General features: G+C 69.0%; 19 protein-coding genes. 8 read left to right on the forward strand and 11 right to left on the reverse strand.

Annotation, left to right across the window (positions count from 1 at the left end; genetic code table 11):
- Positions 1 to 155: 155 nt before the first annotated feature.
- The gene (locus IEX84_RS05125; protein WP_188870921.1) at positions 156 to 938 is read left to right on the forward strand and encodes an ABC transporter ATP-binding protein; all 783 of its coding nucleotides are present in this window, start codon (positions 156 to 158) and stop codon (positions 936 to 938) included.
- A 3-nt stretch (positions 939 to 941) separates the two neighbouring features.
- Positions 942 to 1,649 (forward strand): ABC transporter ATP-binding protein, encoded by a 708-nt coding sequence (locus tag IEX84_RS05130; protein WP_188870504.1) that lies wholly within the window; start codon positions 942 to 944, stop codon positions 1,647 to 1,649.
- 55 nt (positions 1,650 to 1,704) lie between these two features.
- Here IEX84_RS05130 and IEX84_RS05135 read toward each other — a convergent pair whose 3' ends face one another.
- A complete protein-coding gene (locus IEX84_RS05135; RefSeq protein ID WP_188870506.1) occupies positions 1,705 to 2,232 on the reverse strand; it encodes a permease in 528 nt (175 codons plus the stop codon).
- Positions 2,229 to 2,744 (reverse strand): hypothetical protein, encoded by a 516-nt coding sequence (locus IEX84_RS05140; RefSeq protein WP_188870508.1) that lies wholly within the window; start codon positions 2,742 to 2,744, stop codon positions 2,229 to 2,231. Before IEX84_RS05140 ends, IEX84_RS05135 begins: the two co-directional genes overlap by 4 nt.
- A gap of 129 nt (positions 2,745 to 2,873) precedes the next feature.
- Between IEX84_RS05140 and IEX84_RS05145 the strand changes: the two genes are divergently transcribed.
- A complete protein-coding gene (locus tag IEX84_RS05145; RefSeq protein ID WP_188870510.1) occupies positions 2,874 to 3,419 on the forward strand; it encodes a GNAT family N-acetyltransferase in 546 nt (181 codons plus the stop codon).
- A 51-nt stretch (positions 3,420 to 3,470) separates the two neighbouring features.
- Here the strand turns inward: IEX84_RS05145 and IEX84_RS05150 are convergent, their stop codons facing one another.
- Positions 3,471 to 4,487: a zinc-dependent alcohol dehydrogenase family protein gene (locus tag IEX84_RS05150; protein ID WP_188870512.1), complete on the reverse strand. Its 1,017-nt coding sequence runs from the start codon at positions 4,485 to 4,487 to the stop codon at positions 3,471 to 3,473.
- 78 nt (positions 4,488 to 4,565) lie between these two features.
- The gene (gene nikR / locus IEX84_RS05155; protein ID WP_188870514.1) at positions 4,566 to 4,982 is read right to left on the reverse strand and encodes a nickel-responsive transcriptional regulator NikR; all 417 of its coding nucleotides are present in this window, start codon (positions 4,980 to 4,982) and stop codon (positions 4,566 to 4,568) included.
- Between the two features lie 104 nt (positions 4,983 to 5,086).
- On the opposite strand from nikR, the gene IEX84_RS05160 reads away from it, so the two are divergent.
- Positions 5,087 to 6,352 carry an outer membrane protein assembly factor BamB family protein gene (locus IEX84_RS05160; RefSeq protein WP_188870516.1) on the forward strand — a complete coding sequence of 422 codons (1,266 nt, stop codon included), beginning with the start codon at positions 5,087 to 5,089 and terminating at the stop codon, positions 6,350 to 6,352.
- A 52-nt stretch (positions 6,353 to 6,404) separates the two neighbouring features.
- Here IEX84_RS05160 and IEX84_RS05165 read toward each other — a convergent pair whose 3' ends face one another.
- On the reverse strand, positions 6,405 to 6,839 hold the full coding sequence (locus tag IEX84_RS05165; protein WP_188870518.1) for a universal stress protein: 435 nt from the start codon (positions 6,837 to 6,839) through the stop codon (positions 6,405 to 6,407).
- Positions 6,840 to 6,992: 153 nt separating this feature from the next.
- Between IEX84_RS05165 and IEX84_RS05170 the strand changes: the two genes are divergently transcribed.
- A complete protein-coding gene (locus IEX84_RS05170) occupies positions 6,993 to 7,610 on the forward strand; it encodes an AsnC family transcriptional regulator (RefSeq protein WP_188870521.1) in 618 nt (205 codons plus the stop codon).
- A gap of 50 nt (positions 7,611 to 7,660) precedes the next feature.
- Here the strand turns inward: IEX84_RS05170 and IEX84_RS05175 are convergent, their stop codons facing one another.
- From IEX84_RS05175 to IEX84_RS05185, 3 genes are all read right to left on the reverse strand, one after another.
- Positions 7,661 to 8,671, reverse strand: a complete 1,011-nt coding sequence (locus IEX84_RS05175; protein WP_188870523.1) for a ring-cleaving dioxygenase — start codon at positions 8,669 to 8,671, stop codon at positions 7,661 to 7,663.
- Between the two features lie 118 nt (positions 8,672 to 8,789).
- Positions 8,790 to 10,205 carry a permease gene (locus IEX84_RS05180; RefSeq protein ID WP_188870524.1) on the reverse strand — a complete coding sequence of 472 codons (1,416 nt, stop codon included), beginning with the start codon at positions 10,203 to 10,205 and terminating at the stop codon, positions 8,790 to 8,792.
- Between the two features lie 113 nt (positions 10,206 to 10,318).
- Positions 10,319 to 10,516 (reverse strand): heavy-metal-associated domain-containing protein, encoded by a 198-nt coding sequence (locus IEX84_RS05185; protein ID WP_188870526.1) that lies wholly within the window; start codon positions 10,514 to 10,516, stop codon positions 10,319 to 10,321.
- Positions 10,517 to 10,709: 193 nt separating this feature from the next.
- Between IEX84_RS05185 and IEX84_RS05190 the strand changes: the two genes are divergently transcribed.
- Entirely contained in the window at positions 10,710 to 11,309 is a 600-nt protein-coding gene (locus tag IEX84_RS05190) for a class I SAM-dependent methyltransferase (protein ID WP_188870528.1), read from the forward strand.
- A gap of 57 nt (positions 11,310 to 11,366) precedes the next feature.
- Here the strand turns inward: IEX84_RS05190 and IEX84_RS05195 are convergent, their stop codons facing one another.
- Positions 11,367 to 11,837 (reverse strand): FKBP-type peptidyl-prolyl cis-trans isomerase, encoded by a 471-nt coding sequence (locus tag IEX84_RS05195; protein WP_188870530.1) that lies wholly within the window; start codon positions 11,835 to 11,837, stop codon positions 11,367 to 11,369.
- Between the two features lie 135 nt (positions 11,838 to 11,972).
- Between IEX84_RS05195 and IEX84_RS05200 the strand changes: the two genes are divergently transcribed.
- Positions 11,973 to 12,371: a nuclear transport factor 2 family protein gene (locus tag IEX84_RS05200; RefSeq protein WP_209590332.1), complete on the forward strand. Its 399-nt coding sequence runs from the start codon at positions 11,973 to 11,975 to the stop codon at positions 12,369 to 12,371.
- A 320-nt stretch (positions 12,372 to 12,691) separates the two neighbouring features.
- Here the strand turns inward: IEX84_RS05200 and IEX84_RS05205 are convergent, their stop codons facing one another.
- Positions 12,692 to 16,891 carry an Eco57I restriction-modification methylase domain-containing protein gene (locus tag IEX84_RS05205; protein WP_188870534.1) on the reverse strand — a complete coding sequence of 1,400 codons (4,200 nt, stop codon included), beginning with the start codon at positions 16,889 to 16,891 and terminating at the stop codon, positions 12,692 to 12,694.
- 107 nt (positions 16,892 to 16,998) lie between these two features.
- On the opposite strand from IEX84_RS05205, the gene IEX84_RS05210 reads away from it, so the two are divergent.
- Positions 16,999 to 17,388, forward strand: coding sequence for a nuclear transport factor 2 family protein (locus tag IEX84_RS05210; protein WP_188870537.1), 390 nt, complete (start codon positions 16,999 to 17,001; stop codon positions 17,386 to 17,388).
- A 4-nt stretch (positions 17,389 to 17,392) separates the two neighbouring features.
- On the opposite strand, the gene IEX84_RS05215 is transcribed toward IEX84_RS05210, so the two are convergent.
- Entirely contained in the window at positions 17,393 to 17,650 is a 258-nt protein-coding gene (locus IEX84_RS05215) for a hypothetical protein (RefSeq protein WP_188870539.1), read from the reverse strand.
- Positions 17,651 to 17,656: the final 6 nt, after the last annotated feature.

Genomic DNA, 17,656 nt, shown 5'->3' on the forward strand with positions numbered 1-17,656 from the left:
ACACCGAACGGACGGACGCATCGACCGCGAAGACGACCGACGCGTTGAGTGCGGAGGCGACCGAGGTCGCGGACGCCACGACGCCGGACGCTTCAGCCGACGCGGCGCCGGACGGCGGCACGACGGACGCGTCGGACGCCGCCGACCCGGAAGCGGTGGCCGCCGGGACGCCGCCGTCCGACACCTCCGGTCGGCAGTCGCCCGCCGTCGCCGCCACCGGGCCGGGGACCGACACCCTCCTGCAGACGGACGGCCTCACGAAGCGCTTCGGGGGGTTCACCGCCATCGACGATGTCGACTTCGATGTCGAGGCGGGCGAGCTCCGCTGTCTCATCGGGCCAAACGGCGCCGGGAAGTCCACGCTCCTGAAGCTCATCACGGGCCGCCACGACGCGACGAGCGGCGCGATCTACTACGACGGCGCCGACATCACGGACCGCCGGCCGCACGAGCGCGTCGACCTCGGCATCGGGATGAAGTTCCAGGTGCCCTCGGTCTTCGACGAACTCACCGCGTACGAGAACATGCGCCTCTCGGTCCAGCGGACGCACGCCGACGCGGACCTCGACGAGGCGATCCGCGACGCGCTCGAACGCATCGACCTCGCCGAGCGCGCCACCACTCCCGCGGGCGAGCTCTCGCACGGCCAGCAGGGCCGCCTGGAGATCGGGATGGCGGCCGCGCTCGAACCCGACCTCCTCCTCGACGAACCCGTCGCGGGGCTCTCCGTCGAGGAGCGAAACGAGGTCGCCGACCTCGTCACCGAGCTGAACGGCGACGGCATCGCCTTCATCGTCATCGAGCACGACATCGACTTCGTCGCGAACATCGCCGACGAGGTGACCGTCCTCCACGGCGGCGAGGTGTTCCGCGAGGGCTCCATCGAGGCCATCCGCGACGACGACGAGGTCCGGCGCATCTACCTGGGGGGTGAGTGAGTCGTGTCGCCCGTTCTCGAATGCGAGGACCTCTCCGCGGCGTACGACTCCACGCTCGTCCTCCGCGACGTCGACCTCACCGTCGACGAGGGCGAAATCGTCGGCGTCATGGGGAAGAACGGGGCGGGGAAGTCCACGCTGATGAAGACCATCATCGGCCTGCTCGAACCCGCCTCGGGCGTCGTTCGCTACGAGGGCGAGGACCTCGCGGGGACGAGCGCCGACGAGCGCGCGAACGCCGGTATCGGCTACATCCCCCAGGGCCGCGACGTCTTCCCCGACCTCACCGTCGAGGAGAACCTCCTCGTCGGCGAGAGCGTCAACCGCGAGCGCGACCACGACCTCTACGACGAGGTGTACGACTACTTCCCGATACTGGAGGAGCGCCGCACCCAGAAGGCCGGGACGATGAGCGGCGGCCAACAGCAGATGCTCGCCATCGGGCGCGCGCTCGTCGGTAACCCCGACCTCCTCCTCCTCGACGAGCACAGCGAGGGGGTCCAACCCTCCATCGTCGAGGAGATAAGCGAGAACCTCCGCGAACTCAACGACGAACTGGGGACGACCGTCCTCTTCGTCGAGCAGAACCTCGGCGCGATACAGGACATGGCCGACCGGTGTTACGCCATGGAACGCGGCCGCATCGTCGACGAGGTCGGCCCCGAAGAGCTCCGGGACGAGGACGCCATCGCCTCCTACCTCGCCGTCTGAGCACCTCGGTCCTCTCCTCCCCGATTTCTTCTTCTTCGCGACTTCCCCGGTCTGTTCACGCGCCGCGGCGGAGCGCGCCGAGCGCGAACAGCCCGGTCCCGACGGCGACCGTCGCGGTCCCGGCGACCAGCAGTCGGAGGCCGATGACGTGCGGGCCGAAGAAGACGAGGCCGTACGGGACGCGGCCGACGCTGATGAGGTTGTAGCCGGTGAGCATCGTGAGCACGGCCGGCGTGTCCGCGCCCCGTTCGCGCATCCGGTCGACGATGGGGTAGACGGCGTAGGGACCGCCGGGGATGAGGCCGGCGACGAGCCCGGCCGCGACGACCTCGTGGACGCTCGCGGACGCGCCGAGGAACTCGGCGAGCCGGTCCTCCGGGAGCAACTCGCCGATGGCGCTCGCGAGGAAGAACGCGGCGACGATGGTCGTGGCGAGGCTCGTGACCGTCGAGAGCCCGCCCGCGAGGCCCGCGCGGGCGACGCCGGGGTCGGTGACGAACAGCGCCGCGTAGAGGCCGAGCGTCCCGAGGACGACGACGCGCTGGCCCCACGAGTCGCCGACGAGCAGGTCGAGGCGGCTCACGCGCCGACCACCACCGCGGCGACGGCGGCGAACGCGACCGTCACGACGACGCCGATGGCGACGCGCGCGGCGACGACTCGCTCCTCGAAGAAGACGAGCCCGTACGGCACGCGCAACAGCCCGATGCCACCGTAGCCGACGAGGAGCGCGAGGACGGCGGTGAGCCCCGCGCCGCTGTCCGCGACCTCCGCGATGATGGGGTAGACGGCGTACGGACCGCCGGGGAGGACGCCGCCGACGAGCCCGGCGAGCACGGTCCCGGGCGCGCCCGCGGCCCCGCCGATCAGCCCGGCGACGGCCTCCCGCGGGAGGAGCCGACCGATGGCGCTCGCCAACAGGAGCGCGGCGAGGACGAGCGTGGTGAGCGCGCCGAGCGTCTTCGCCCCGTTTCTCGCCGCCGCGCGCGCCGTCGCCGGCCGCCGCACGACCAGATAGCCGTAGAGGACGAGCGTACCGACGACGACGACGCGTTGGCCGACGCTCGCGCCGAGCAGGATATCGAGGGACGACATACGTTCGTCGTCGTCCGCGATTCGCTTGTAGGTGGGCGATTCCCCAACGACCGGGACAACATACCTAGTGAAAATACGTACGCAAAAACCTATTTGTACGATGCGTACGTACACAGATTCGAGAACAAGATGTCGAAAAGCGCCTCCGAATCGGAAATCGGTACCAATTCGTCAACTAACGGTGGCGTCCACGTCGCCGCCGTCACCGACGGCGCGGGGCGACAACTCGACATCACCGGGTATCGCGGCGTCCTCCCGGACGGCACCGCGAACGCGCTCGCCGGGATGTACGGGACGTTCGGCTTCGAGGACCGCGCACAGGGGCTCCCGCCGATGGGGCTCGACGCCGTCCGGTCGTGGCTCGAACGCCTCGGCGACTCCGGCGCTCGCCACGTCCTCGTCGAGCACGACGACGTGCCGGTCGCCCACGCCGTCCTCGTCCCCGACGGCGACGCGCACGAGCTCGCCATCTTCGTCCAACCCGAGTACCAGGGCGCGCGCGTCGGGACGCACACGATGGAGGCGCTCTTCGACTACGGCCGCGAGCGCGGCGTCGAGACGGTCTGGCTCCACGTCGAGAAGTCGAACGCCCCCGCCGTCTCGCTCTACCAGGGCTACGACTTCGAGATTACGGACGAACGCCCGCTCGAATTCGAGATGGTGCGCGACCTCTGAGCCGCCGCGCGCCGGTCCGCGTTCGGCTTCGTCCCGGCCTTCCCGGCTCGCTCAGACCTCGATGACGACCTTCCCGGTGTGCTCGCCGTTCCAGACGTAGCGGTACGCCGCCCTCGCGTCCTCGAAGCCGAACACCCGGTCGACGACAGGCTCGATACCGTTCGCGTCGATGGCGCGCGCCATCCGGTCGAACGCCGCGCGGCTCCCGACGCTCACGCCCCGCACGCTGCTCGCCTTGTGGAGGACGGGCTGGGGCGAGACATCCGCCTCGGGGTCCGAGAGCACGCCTATCAGGTGAACTTCGCCGTTGTACCGCACCGCCCCGAGCGAGCGTTCGAGCGTCCCCGCGCCGCCGACCTCGACGACGTGGTCGACGCCGACGCCGTCCGTCGCCTCCAGGACCGCCTCGTCCCACTCGGGGTTCTCCTCGTAGTTGATGGTCACCTCGGCCCCCCGCGATTCCGCGAGGTCGAGCTTCGCGTCGCTGGAGGACGTGACGAGTGGCGTCGCGCCCGCGGCGTCCGCGAACTGGAGCGCGAACGTCGAGACGCCGCCCGTCCCGAGACAGAGCACGCTCTCGCCCGGCGTCAGGTCGCCGTGCTCCTCGAGCGCCGTCCACGCCGTCAGCCCCGCACACGTCAGCGTGCAGGCCTCCTCGTAGTCGAGCGACGCCGGCATCCGCGGCGTCGCGTCCGCCGGGAAGACCGCGTACTCCGCGAGCGTCCCCGGGCGATTCCCACCGGTCGCCGTGTGCGTCTTCTCCGGCGTTCCCGGCCCGTCGACCCAGTCCGGGAAGAACGGCGCGACGACCGAATCGCCCTCCTCCAGGCGCTCGACGTCCGCGCCCGTCTCCACGACGTCGCCCGCGCCGTCGCAGAGCGGGACCATCGGGTACTCCTCGCCCGGATAGCCGAACTCCGTCGCCGCGATGGCGAGGTCGCGGTAGTTGATCGAGGCCGCCTCGATCTTCACCAATACCTCGTCCGGGCCGGGCTCGGGGCGCTCGCGCTCGACGATCTCCAGTCCCTCGAACTCCGGGTCCTCCTCTCGTAGCTCGTACGCGCGCATACCGAACGATGGACCGGCCGGGGCTTGTAGCTCCGGGAGGCGTCGGAAACCACCGCAATCGTCCCTCTCCGCCGACGGTCAGCTCTCGGCGTCGACGACGGTGAGCTTGACGTGGTGGACGCCTTCGAGCGGCCGGAGGCGGTCGAGGAGGGTCTCGATGCGCTCGCCGTCGCCCTCGACGGCGATGGATTCGAGGCAGAGGTGGTCGCTGAGGTGGACGTGGTGGACGGCGATGATGGTGTCGGCGAAGTCGTGTTGGAGGTCGGTCATGGCCTCGGCGACGCCGCTGTGGTCGTGGTCGTAGAGGACGACGACGGTCCCGCTGAGCGCTCCGGAGAGCCCGGTCTGGCGGTTGAACTCGGTGACGAACGCGCGGAGGGCGTCGCGCGTCGCTTCGGAGCGGCTCGCGTAATCTCCCGTCTCCACCACGTCGTCGAGGGCGTCGCGGAGGTTGGACGGGACGGTGACGCTCATCCGTTCGAGGCCGTCGCTCATGCGGTGGCGTTCGCCGCTGTCCGGGTTAAGCGGTCCGCCTCGCTCCCGTCCCCGGCGGGGGCGAACCGGGCGACTCACGTCGCGGCGTCCCCAACCCCGTCGTGATGCGCACTCGTTCCCGGGTCGTCGTGGGTCTCGCCGTCCTCGCGCTGGTCGTCCTCGCGGGGTGTGCGGGCGCGGGCGCAGGCGTGGACGTGGACGTCGGGCCGCTCTCGTTCGACGACGGTGCCCTCGGTCCCGTCTGGGTCAGCGACACGCCGGCCAATCCCGGCGGGTCGCACCATCCGGCCGTCGCGGCCCGGGCGGACGGCGAGACGTACGTCGCGACCGGGTTCGGCGACGCCGGCGCGAACGTGACGTGTTCGTTCGTCGTCCTGAACGGCTCGGGCGGGACGCGCTGGACGCGCGCCATCCCGAGCGACGCGTGCGGGACGCAACCCACCGGGGACGCGACCTTCGGGGACGTGAACGGCGACGGCCGCCTCGACGTCGTGTGGGCGACGCACGAGCGCCGGCTCTACGCGGCGGACGCCGCGAGCGGCCGCTCGGTGCTGAACACATCGTTCCCGCGCGGGATGCCGTTCGTCCGGCCGGTGGTGGTCGACGCTCCGACGCGCGTCGTCCTCCCGTCGATGACCGGCGACGTGTGGGCCTATCGCCCGAACGGGTCGGTCGCGTGGCACCGGTCGTTCCCGGACAACGTCCGGGGACAGGAGCCCCAGGTGGTGACGACGGCCTCGGGGACGCGCGCGCTCGTCCTCGGGACGACGGGCGGCCTCGTCGCGCTCGACCCGGCGACGGGCGAGACGCTGTGGCGTCGCCACGAACCGACGCGGTTCCTCCGCGCGGGCACCCTCGACGGCCGCGATGTCCTCGTCGGAACCGGGCAGAACGCGGCGACGGACGGCGCGCACGTCGAGGCAATCGCGGCGAACGGGACGCGCCTGTGGCGACACCGGAGTGCGGGGACGGGGACGCTCGCGGTCGGTGCGGTCGGTCGTCCCGCGCCGGACGCGTCAGCGCGCGCGTACGTGACGAGCACGGACGGCCGGCTCACGGCCTACGACCTCGCCACGGGGCGGGTCGTCTGGAACCGGACGCTCGACCGGGAGCGCCACTACGTGCCGCCGCCGACGCTCGCGGACCTCGACGGCGACGGGAACCGGTCGGTCGTGGCAACGACGGGCCACGGCCCGATGCGGGCGTTCGACGCGGCCTCCGGCGCGTCCCGCGGGGTCTGGGGCTGGGAGGACGAGGACGTCGCCGTCTGGGCGGGGCTCCGAAGCGCGGACCTCGACGGTGACGGCGACGACGAGGTGCTCGCGGTGACGACGGACGCGCAGGTCATCGCGGTCGGGGACCGCGAGTGAGGTCGGGTTCGGGCGTTCCGCGCCGCCGCCGGACTCCGCGTCCCCCGCGCCGTCACTCGTGTTTCGTCGTGTGGACGACGAGGACGGGCACGTCGGCGCGGCGGAGGACTCGCTCGGTCGTGCTCCCGAGGACGGCGCGCGCGGCCCCCTCGCGGCCGTGCGTCCCCATCACGACGAGGTCGATGGCGTTGTCGGCGACGTAGGAGAGGATTTCGCCCGCCGGGTCGCCCTCGACGATCTCGGTCTTGGCGTCGAGGCCGGCGCGGTGGGCCGCGCCCTCGATGGACGCGACCGCGTTCTCGCCGGCGACGCGGAGGTCGTCGTCACGGAACGCGACGTCACCGAGCCGTTTGCGGAGGCTCCCGTCGACCACGTAGAGGGCGTGGACCGTCGCGTCGGCGCGCTCGGCGATGTCGAGCGCCTGCGTCACCGAGTCCTGTACCCCGCCGCTCCCGTCCGTCGGCACGAGCACGTTCTCGTACGTCACACTCGCTCACCCGTAGGGCTTCGTCGCACGGGCGTCCCTTCGCCGCCCCCGATGAAGTAGGTTCGGCCCGCGGCACGCGCCGGACCACGCTCGCGGGCCCGGTTCGTCGCCGCCCCCCGAAATCGCCTTGCCCCCGCGGCCGCTAGACGAGCCGTGAACGACCTGGACGAGACCGACCGGGAGATTCTCCGACTCCTCCACGCGGACGCGCGCCGACCGTACAGCGAGATCGCGGACGAGGTCGGCCTCTCCGGACCCGCCGTCTCGGAGCGCGTCTCGCGGCTCCGCGAGGCCGCCGTCATCGAGCGCTTCACGGTCGACGTCGATCGCTCGACGTTCGCGGGTCGGGTGCCGCTGCTCGTCGACGTCGCGGTCGAACCCGGCCACGCGACGGCCGTCTACGCGGCCCTGCGCGAGGCCGCGGGCACCCAGCACGTCTACCGGAGCGCGGACGCGCGCGTCGTCGCGCACGTCAGCCTCCCGAACGCGGACGTCGAGTCGTGGCTCGCGGACGCGCTCGACACGACGGTCGTCGCGGACTACGACGTCTCGGTCCTCGCGGCGAGCGACTGGACGAACGACCTCGCCGACGCGGACCTCGCCGTCGCCTGCGCGGAGTGCGGGAACACCGTCACGGACGAGGGGACGAGCGCCCGCTTCGGCGGCGACCGCTATCGGTTCTGCTGTCCGACCTGCGAGGCGCGCTTCGCGGAGCGCTACGAGGAACTCGCGGACGGGGTGGACAGGACGGACGGGGCGGACGGGGCGTAGACCGATACAGGAGCGTCGCCCCCCGTTCGTTCCGGCCGTCTCTCCCCCGTTCAGTCGTCCGCGTCGGCCTCGACGTCGGCGCGCTCCTCCTCGTCGGGCGTCGGGACCGTCACGTCCGGGAGGTTCGCCTCGATCTCCTCGCGGCGGTCCTCGAACGTTCCGGGGAGGACGAGGCGACCGCCGAGGTCGTCGAGGGGTTCGTCGCTCGCGTAGCCCGGCTCGGACGTGGCGAGCTCGAAGAGGACGCCGTCGAACTCGCGGAAGTAGACGGAGCGGAACCAGTGGCGGTCGATCTGCTGGGTGGGGCGCAGGCCCATCGAGCGGACGGCCGTGCGCATCTCGGCCTGGTCGTCGTCCGTCGGCGTCTGGAAGGCGACGTGGTGGACGGTGCCGTGGCCCTGCCGGCTCGCCGAGACGGTCGGGAGGACGTCCACGTACTGTCCCACCTCGCCCGCGGCCTCGAATCGCGTGCGCTCGTCGCCGGGGGTGTCGCCCTGGGACTGCTCGGTGCCGACCTGTTCGAGGCCCATCGTTTCGAGGAGCTCGGTCGTCGGCCCGGGGTCGGTGAGCCAGAGCGTCACGGAGTGAAAGCCCCGGATGGCGTGCTCGGCGGGGACGAAGGCCTCCCACGGGACGGTCGGGTCGTCGTCGGGAATCTCGACGGCGACGAGCTCGACGGGGAGCCCGTCGGGGTCGCGGAAGGGGAGGACGGTCTCGCCGAAGCGCTCCACGCGCTCGTCGTAGTCGACGCCGTGGTCGTCGAAGCGCGCCTCCCAGTAGTCGAGGCTCCCCGCGGGCACGCGGAAGGCGGTTCGGGCGACCTGCCCGGAGCCGACCGTCCCCTGTTGCATGTCGCCCCACGGGAAGAACGTCATGCTCGTCCCGGGCGTCCCCTCCGCGTCCGCGAAGAAGAAGTGGTAGGTGCCCGGGTCGTCCTGGTTGATCGAGCGCTTCACGAGGCGGAGGCCGAGCGTCTCCACCCAGAAGTCGAGGTTCTGCTGCGGATCGCTCGCCACGCAGGTCACGTGGTGGATGCCCGGCGTCGGGTTCGGGTCTGCCATAGGTACGGAGAGGAGCGCGAACGCCTTCAAGGCGCGCTAACCCCGACGTCACCGCCCCCTCTCTGACACCCGCGTCGAGTCGTTCCGTCACGCCGCGCCGTTCGCCCGCTCCCGCTCCTCAGTCGGCCGCGGCGTCGCTCCCGTGACCCTCGTCGCGTCCGTGGTCGTGGGTGCCCCCGTCGTGACTTCCGTCGTGCCCGCGACCGCCGCCACCGTCGCCGTCCATGGCGTCGTCGCCCGTCCGGTGGAGCCAGTAGAGGGCGGCGAAGACGACGACGGCGAGCGCGTTCAGCGCGGCCTTGTAGTTGAGTTCGATTCGGAGTTCGGTGACGGTCGCCGTCGCCGGGTCCGGGACGAAGACGATGCCGGTGGCCCCGTGGAGCGCGACGAAGACGACGTGGACGAGGACGCCGGTGACGACCGCGGCGACGAAGATGAGCGCGGAGAGGACGGCGGCGAACGTCCCGCCGTAGTACTCCCGGTAGGCCTCCATTATGGGCGGGATGACGAGGTCGGCGTAGATGTAGGAGAGGACGCCGCCGAAGGGGAGGCCCTCGGTGTAGAGCAGCGCGCCGAAGGGGACGTTGCCGACGGAGCAGACGAAGGTGACGACGCCGACGACCGCGCCGAGGAGCGCCATCGCGACGACGGTGATCGCGGGCGAACCCAGCACTTCGGTGCCGAAGAGCGCGGTCCAGACGGACTGCGGGACGAAGCCCGCGAGGATACCCGCGAAGACGAAGCCGAGCGCGATCTCGTCGTAGAGCATCCCCCACTCCTTGTACTGCTTGTCGGCGAGGTCGCGCCAGCCGGCGAGCGACGTCGCGCGCTCGCGTATCGTCGTGTTCGCGGCCTCGGGGTCCCACGACTCCATGCACGAGCGCGAGCAAAAGTAGTAGGTGGTGCCCTCCACCTCGCGGGTGTACTCCGTCTCCTCGGGGTCGACGTCCATCCCGCAGTTCGGACAGCTGACGGTGTCGTCGTCGTCCGTCGCGTGCTCGCGGGCGCGTTCGAGGACGTCGTCGGGGACGACGTAGCGGAAGGCGAGCGCGAGGAGGGCGATGAGGACGAGACCGCCGAGGAAGTCCGCGAGGACGAACTGCCACCCCAACAGCAGCCAGATGACGAAGCCGATCTCGATGACGAGGTTCGTCGAGGCGAACATGAACGCGCCGAGGCTCGCGCCGGCGCTCGCGCCCTTCTTGTAGAGGTTCTTCGCGGTGGCGATGGCGGAGTAGCTACACGAGGAGGAGACGAAGCCGAAGAACGTCCCGAGCGCGAGTGCCCGCGGGCCGTCGCCCGCGAGGTGGTCGGCGATGTCGTCCGAGTCCACCCACGCCTCGACGCCGCCCGCGATGGCGAAGCCGAAGACCAGCGCCCACCACGTTATCCACGCCATCGCGGCGGTGGTGCGCGCGGCCTCGACCGCGCCCGCGACGAGATACGCGTCGAGCGGTTTCGTCGTCGCGAGCGCGCCGACGACGACGACCAGTGCGGCCATCCCGGCGAGTATCAGGTAGTCACGCGTGTCCATCGGTGGTGTTCGGGTCGGATTGGGTCGGGGGAATCGGCGGTCGGTTCGCCCGTGCGTGACGGGGCGGGGCGCGCGGCGGCGCGGCGTACGGGGCGTGCGACTCGGGGCCCGCGTTACGCCGAGGCCTCGTAGCCGGCCTCGTCGACGGCGGCCGCGACCGCGTCGTCGTCCGGTTCGCCCTCGACGACGAGCGTGTCCGCCTCGTTGTCGGCCTCGGCGGATTCGACGCCCTCGAGCTCGCCGACGGCGTCCTCGACGCTCTGCTCGCAGTGACCACACGACATGCCCGTGACGGTGTAGGTCTTCGTCATGACGGGTGAACGTACGGGTGCCCCACTTACGCCGTTTGTGCCTTCGAAAGCGAACTCAGGTACCCCGATAGATTCGGTTTTCGAACCCTCGGGTGTGCCACGGTGTCCGTCGGCTGTCGCGGACGACGCGTCCGGCGCGGTCGCACGGCGCCTCCATCCCGCGACCTATGGCGCTGGCCGGCGAAGGGGGACTATGGGCTTTCACACCTTCGACGCCGAACAGGCCGCGCGCCTGGAGGACGCGGCCGAGCGGTATCGCTACTGTTCGCGCGAGGAACTCCTCGGGATGCTCGCGCCCGACCCCGCGGCCGTCGTCGCGGACCTCGGGAGCGGAACGGGGTTCTACGCGGACGACGTCGCGCCCCACGTCGGGACGCTCCACGCCGTCGACGTCCAGCCGGCGATGCACGACTACTACCGCCAGAAGAGCGCGCGCGACGAGCGCGCCGAGAGGGGGGCGACCGAGCCCGGCCTCCCCGCGAACGTCGACCTCGTCGCCGCGGACGTCGGTGACCTGCCGTTCGCCGACGACGCGCTCGACGGCGCGTACGGCACGATGACGTTCCACGAGTTCGCGGACGACGCGAGCGTCGCCGAACTCGCGCGGGTCTGCCGGCCGGGCGCGCGCCTCGCGCTCGTCGACTGGAGCGCCGCCGGCGCGGGCGAGACCGGCCCGCCGCTGAGCGAGCGCTACGAGGCCGACGACGCCGCCGCGATGCTCGCGGGCGCCGGCTTCGACGTCGACCGTGCGGACGAGCGCGTCGAGACCCTCGCCGTCACCGCGACCCGGTAGCCTCGTCGGTCCCGGTCGCTTCGCGAGTCGGTCGGCCCGTCGGTTTCGTCGGTTCCGTCAGTCTTCGACGTCGACGACTTCGACCTCGAACGTCAGCGTCTCGCCCGCCAGCTCCGGGTTGAAGTCGACGCGGACCGTCTCCTCGTCGACGTGGACGACCTCGCCCTGCTGGCCGCTCTGGGCCTGCAGGTACGCGCCCTCCTCGGGCGTCTCGCCCAGCATCTCGCGCAGCTCCGCCGTCTCGAACTCCTGGACGGCCTCCTCGCGCCACTCGCCGTACGCCTCCTCGGGCGGAATCTCCAGCGTCTCCTCGTCGCCGACGTCGAGACCGCGCAGGCCCTCCTCCATCCCCTCGATGACCGCGCCCGCGCCGACCTCGACCGTCAGCGGGTCGTAGTCGCGCTCCGGCTGGGCCTCCGCGAGCCCCGCCTCGGCCGCGACGTCCTCCCGCGAGGTGTCGAAGACCGTGCCGTCGTCCAGTCGTCCCGTGTACTCGAACGTGACCGTGTCGCCGTCGGTGATGCTCATACACCGTGGACGTGCGCCACGCGGAAAAGGGGCCGTATCGAGATGCGCCCGCACGCCGCGACGACGCACCCCGCGTCCCGCGCAACACGCGCCGCGACGCGGACCCTTATCTCGGCGGCGGCCCCAGACGCCCGTGTGAGCGACGACGTCCGCGCCATCGAGCGCCTCAAACACGAGTACGCGTACCGCATCGACGACGGCGACTACGACGAGTGGGTCGCTCTCTTCACCGAGGACGGCCGCTTCTGCGGCGACGACGGCACGGCCTTCGAGGGCCACGACGAACTCGACACGTTCGCCACCGAGGTCTTCGACGACGCCTACGCCGAGACCGCCCACACCCTGACGAACGGCGTCGTCGACGTCGAGGGCGACACGGCGACGGGCCGATGGTACCTCGCGCTCTACCAGGAGACCGCCGACGGCGAGACCGCCGTCCAGCAGGCCACCTACGAGGACACCTTCGAGCGCGTCGAGGGGGCGTGGCGTATCGCCGACGTCGACCTCACCTACGGCGTCCGCCTGTCGGACTGAATCGGGGTTTCGGGCGACGACGGCGTCGCGCCCACACACCGCACACCGAGTGAAAGCACGATAGTCCGAGTCGTGTCCGACCCCGCCGGTCACTCGGTACGTGGTGTGTCGGTCGCCGCGTTCCGCTCGGCGACGCGACGACCGATTCCCCCACCGCCTCTTCTACGACCGTCGACCATCTTTTTCCGGTTCGGGTCGCCTCCGGCGACCACTCCCGCAAAAACACGGTCCGCGCGAGCAACGAGAGTGCGGGACGAAGCGGGGCCGCAGGTCCCGCGAGGGCGAAAAATTCCGAGCGCTTCGCGCTCGACGTTCCTGCTCTACTCCCCCACCGACTCTTCTACGATTTCGATTTCCTCCTCCGTGAGGTCGTAGAGGTCGTAGACGATTTCGTCGATTAGCCGGTCCGTCTCCTCGATCTTCGCGTCGAGTTCCGCGGCGCGCTCGCGCGTCTCCGCGTAGCGTTCGAGGTCCGCCGCGACGTCGTCGGGGTCGGGCAGCGTGATCGCCTTCAGGCGGTCCACGAGCGAGTTCGTCTTCGTCGCGTTGTCCCGAAAGCCTGCGAAGCCGTCCGCCTCCGCGACGGCGACGGGGACGAACGCCTCGATTAGCGTCGCTTCGGTCTCGTCGAGGTCCGCGAGCGCGAACGCCTCGTGGTACTCCGTCTCCGTGTAGCCCCACTGGTCCGTCTCGTACGCCTCTTCGTTCTCGGGCTTGTAGCGCGCCGTCGCCTCGATAGTGACCGTCTCGCCGTCGCGTTTCGTGCGCACCTCGCCGACGCGCAGTTTCTCGTAGTCCTCCGTCGTCGCGTCGAGGATGTTCGCGCCCGTCGGCTGATAGAGCCCGACGTCGGGGAGGCTCGGCCCCTCGGCGTAGTTGCCGAGGTAGTCGCGGAGGGAGAGATTGAGGGATGCGCGGCGGTCAGTAAGCTCAATAACCTCGTTTACTGCTTCCTTCGCCTCTGCTGGAACACTTTCGGGTAATCCAATCGGTTCCAAATACTCTGTCTTGTATCGGTAATACCCACCACGAAGAACTGTCCCCGTTTTCATAATGTAGAACCAGATCAGCTGTGAATTGAGGATAGAGAGTATTCCTTCATTAGTGATAGATGTTCCCGAACCATCTGGAAGGATCGGGCTATATACGGTCGTAGAGTGATATAGCTCACCGCTTCGGTCTAAGCCTGCATTCCCCCCTTTGACGATTTCTGGGATAAGAACCTTTTCACGCTCAAATTTCTCGGGAGTTCGTGGACACCAGTGAGCAAACCACGACTCAAATTGTTGGTTCTCACCTCCACGGGATGCTAAGCTATCCCGGTTTTCGCTAAGATAGCTGAATGCTTTCGGATAAATCTCTGACAGTTCATCTTCCTGTAGTAATCTCCCCTCCTCAGTATACGGGTAGATGATGTACTGCTGTGTCTCTGGCGACTGATATCGCTGGACCTCGCTTCCGGTAACGTATGGGTGGCATATTCCAGATTCTACTGTGACTTCCCTATCAGATGACCTAGAGTATCCTGAAACCTCCTCTCCACTAATCTCACACTCTTGGAGAACAAACGTCTTATCCGCGCTTGTTTGCACTCCAACAAACATCTGTTCAATAGCTTCCCCGAGCTCTGTTCCTGTTCCTTCAATTTTCGAGACGATCTCCTTTTCGTTTTTAGTGAGGAAATTCCATTTCTCTCCACTTTCTATCGACACATGTCGAAATTCTAATGAGCGTCGTATTTGCATTGGATCGTCGCGGACTTGTACATAACGCGGCCTTGTAGACCGTTCCTTACTTAGGAAAAGTAAACACGTATATGTAGATACTCCGTCAAATACCTGCTCTTTCCCGAAGTCAACGACTTCTGAGAGTGCTCCCTGTTCAGCGATGAATCTTCTGAGTGGCTGCCCTCCGTTCGACTCAAAGAACTTGTTTGGCAGGATGTATCCAAATTTGTTGGTTGTGAGCGAGTATCCCCGCTCGACGAACAAATTGTAAATATCGAACCGCTGCTCTGCAGTCTGATACCCTTGTTCGTAGACTGACCGAACAGACTTCTCTAAGTTCTGTATCTTCACGTACGGCGGATTCCCGATCACGGCGTCGAACCCCGCGTTCGCCAGCCGTTCGCCGTCCTCGCCGTAGAAGGCGACGGGGAACTCCAGTTCCCAGTGGAAGAAGGCTTCGTCCTCGGCCATGGCTTGCGCGCTCGTGAACCAGTCCTGATCCTCGATGTCGGCCCACGAGTCGTCGCGGAGCGCGGCGGCCATGCGTTCTTCGGCGTCGTCGGGGACGGAGAGGCCGAAGTCGGCGGCGGTGTGGACGTTCGCCATGGCGAGCAGGCGCTGGTAGAGGTCGTCGTCCCGGACGGCCTCGTAGACGGCCTCCATCTCCTTGATGTCCGCGAGCGTCTCGTTGTCGATGCTGAGGAGGTCCGAAAAGCGCTCCATGACGTGCTCCAGGGCGCGCTGGCGCGTGTGGTCGAAGGACTGCTGGAGGGTGAGCTGGCCGCCCTCGTCGTCGTCCGCGTCGCCGAGGACCGCCTCGATGTCGCTCCCGACGAGGGAGTTCCCGGTTTTGAGGTGGTGGTCGAGGAAGGCGAGGGGCTGCTCGGCGGCGAGGGTGCGAAGCCAGAGCGAGACCTTCGCCAACTCGGTGGCGAGGGGGTTGAGGTCGACGCCGTAGAGACACCGCTGGGCGACCTTCCGGCGCGCCCAGTTGATGTCCCGAAGCTCGCCCTCCTCGGTGGTGGGGTCGCTGATTCGAGCCTCCTCGCCGGACGCGGCGGCTTGCTGGTCCTGGCGCTCTTGGGCGTCGATGATCTCGCGGGCGAGGTAGTCGACGGCGTTCACGAGGAAGTGCCCGGAGCCCATCGCGGGGTCGAGGACCTTCAACTGGAAGACGCGCTCGGCGAACTCCGCGGCGAACTGGCCGCCGCCGGCCTGCTCGAAGGGGTCCTGCGCGAGGAGGTCCTCGCGGATGTCGTCGACGAGCGGCCCGAGCGTCTCGTCGACGATGTACTCGACGACGTACTCGGGCGTGTAGTACGACCCGGTGGCCTTGCGCTCACCCGCGTCCGTACGGAGGTAGACCTCGCCGGCCGCGACCGCGACGGCGTCGTCCGCCTCGGCGGGGACGTACTCGCCGTCGTCGAGCGCGAGCGGTTCGTCGGCGACGTCGAGGCGGTATTCGAGGAGGCCCTCGTAGATCGACCCGAGGTGGCGCTCGTCGAGCGAGGAGTAGTCGACGAACACCCGGCCGTCCGCGTCGCCGTCACCGTCGGTCTCGCCGTCGCCCTCGCGCTCGCGGCGCGTGAGGAGGTCGAGCACTTCCGCGAGGTGTTGGTCGCCGACGTCGTGGGCGGCGAGGAAGCGCGCCTCCGCGCCGTCGTCCGGGCCGGGGTCGGTGCGGAACAGCCCGCCGTTGTACGCGGGGACGTAGAGGGTATCCGGGTCGATCCCCTTCGCCTCGCTCCCCTGGTCGATGAGCTCGAAGAGCTCCTCCAGGGTGTCCCAGAGCGTCGTCTGCCACGGCTGGTAGTGTTGGCGCGTCTCGTCGCGCTTCGATGCGACCTCGCGCTTCAGGTCGTTGAGCGCGTAGCTCTCCGCGTAGATGTCGTTGTCCGTCGGGAGGAGGTCGCGGCCTTCGCTCTCGGCGTAGAGGACGAAGATGAGGCGATAGAGGTAGATGAGCGAGGCGTCGTGGACGAGGTCGAGGTCCGAGCGGTCGAGGTCGTCGTGCCGGTCGAGGAACCCCGCGGCGAGGACGCGGATGGCCTCGTAGATGTTGTTTTGGAGGTCCTCGCCGATGGCTTCCGCGAAGACGCTCGACTCGTCGTGGACGTCGTCGAGGAAGCACTCGCCCGAGGCGTCCGGGAGGAACGCCTCGTGGCGAAAGAAGCAGTAGAACTCCTTGAACGCCTCCATCCCCGCGTCGCCGGACTCGATGGTGTCGAGGAGCGCGGGCAGGTCGATCTCGTAGTAGGAGTCGAGGCGGTGGCTCGTCGGCCCGTAGTAGAGTCGCCACTGTGCGCCGTTCGTGAGGACGGCCCACTCGACCGGGGTCTCCTGGAGGTAGGCGTGTATCTGGTAGCTCGGGTTCTCGAAGTCGCGTTTGGCCTCGCCGCGCGTGTCGAGCTTGCGCCCCCATCGCTTCGCGTCGGCGACGGCGACGGCCTCCGCGTAGAAGTCCTCGCGGTCGAACGCCGCGTCCGCCGCCTCAGAGCTCGGGAAGAAGCCGTAGTCGGGACGGCGCGCGTTCCGTCGGACGGTCTCCTCGATCTCGAAGGGAATCCCGAGGACCTCGAACACGGGACGGATGACGTTCCGTTCGAGTTGTGCCTCGTTGTAGTCGGCGACGCGTTCGCGCTTCTCCGCAACGAGGTCGCGGATCGACTCGTAGGCCGCTCGCACGTCGCCGTCGTCGACCGACTCCCACGGTTCCGTCTCGCGGAGGTGGTCGTCGAGGTAGTGATTCGAGAAGAGGTCCCGATTCGTCCGATAGGTAGGTGTCGAATGCATCGTGTGGGCGCGCGCCGCCTGTCAGCGGTTGGGACTACCCGATTCCTTCCGTCATCATAAGTGCGTCGCACCCGCGTATTATGTAGCTCGCCGAACGACTCCGTACCATGCCACCAGCTGACATTCAGGCCATCGAGCGGGTCAAACGCGAGTACGCGTACCGCATCGACGACCGGGCGTACGACGCCGTGGTCGACTGCTTCACCGAGGACGCCCGCTTCGACACCCCGGAGGGCGAGCGCTTCGAGGGCGACGCGGAGCTCCGGGAGTTCGCCGCGAGCATCGAGGACGCCTTCGACGAGACCGCCCACGTCCTCACGAACCCCGTCATCGACGTCGAGGGTGACACCGCGACGGGCCGGTGGTACCTCACGCTCCACTACGCGGTCGACGGCGAGACGGGGACGGAGCAGGCCGAGTACCGAGACGAGTACCGCCGCGTCGACGGGGAGTGGCTGATCGCCCACACGGCGGTCGTGGGCGGCATCGAGCACTGAGCGCTCAGCCGACGAGCGCAACGTCCGCTCGCCAGCCGTCGGTCGGGAGCCGGTCGAGTTCGTCGCCGGCGAGGATGCGCTCTTCGGCGTCGGCGACGACCTCGTGTTTCCGTATCGCGCGGGCGCTCTCGCCGAGCGCGTGGTCGCGGAGGTGGTCGTCTGCGCGGTCGAGGAGTTCGGCCTTCTCGTGGTCGTCCCGGTCGCCGCGGAAGGCGTGCGTCGCGTCGCAGACCGGACAGCGCAAGAGGAGCGCGCGTGACATGCGGCC

Source organism: Halarchaeum rubridurum (genome assembly GCF_014647115.1).
Taxonomy (GTDB): Archaea; Halobacteriota; Halobacteria; order Halobacteriales; family Halobacteriaceae; genus Halarchaeum; species Halarchaeum rubridurum.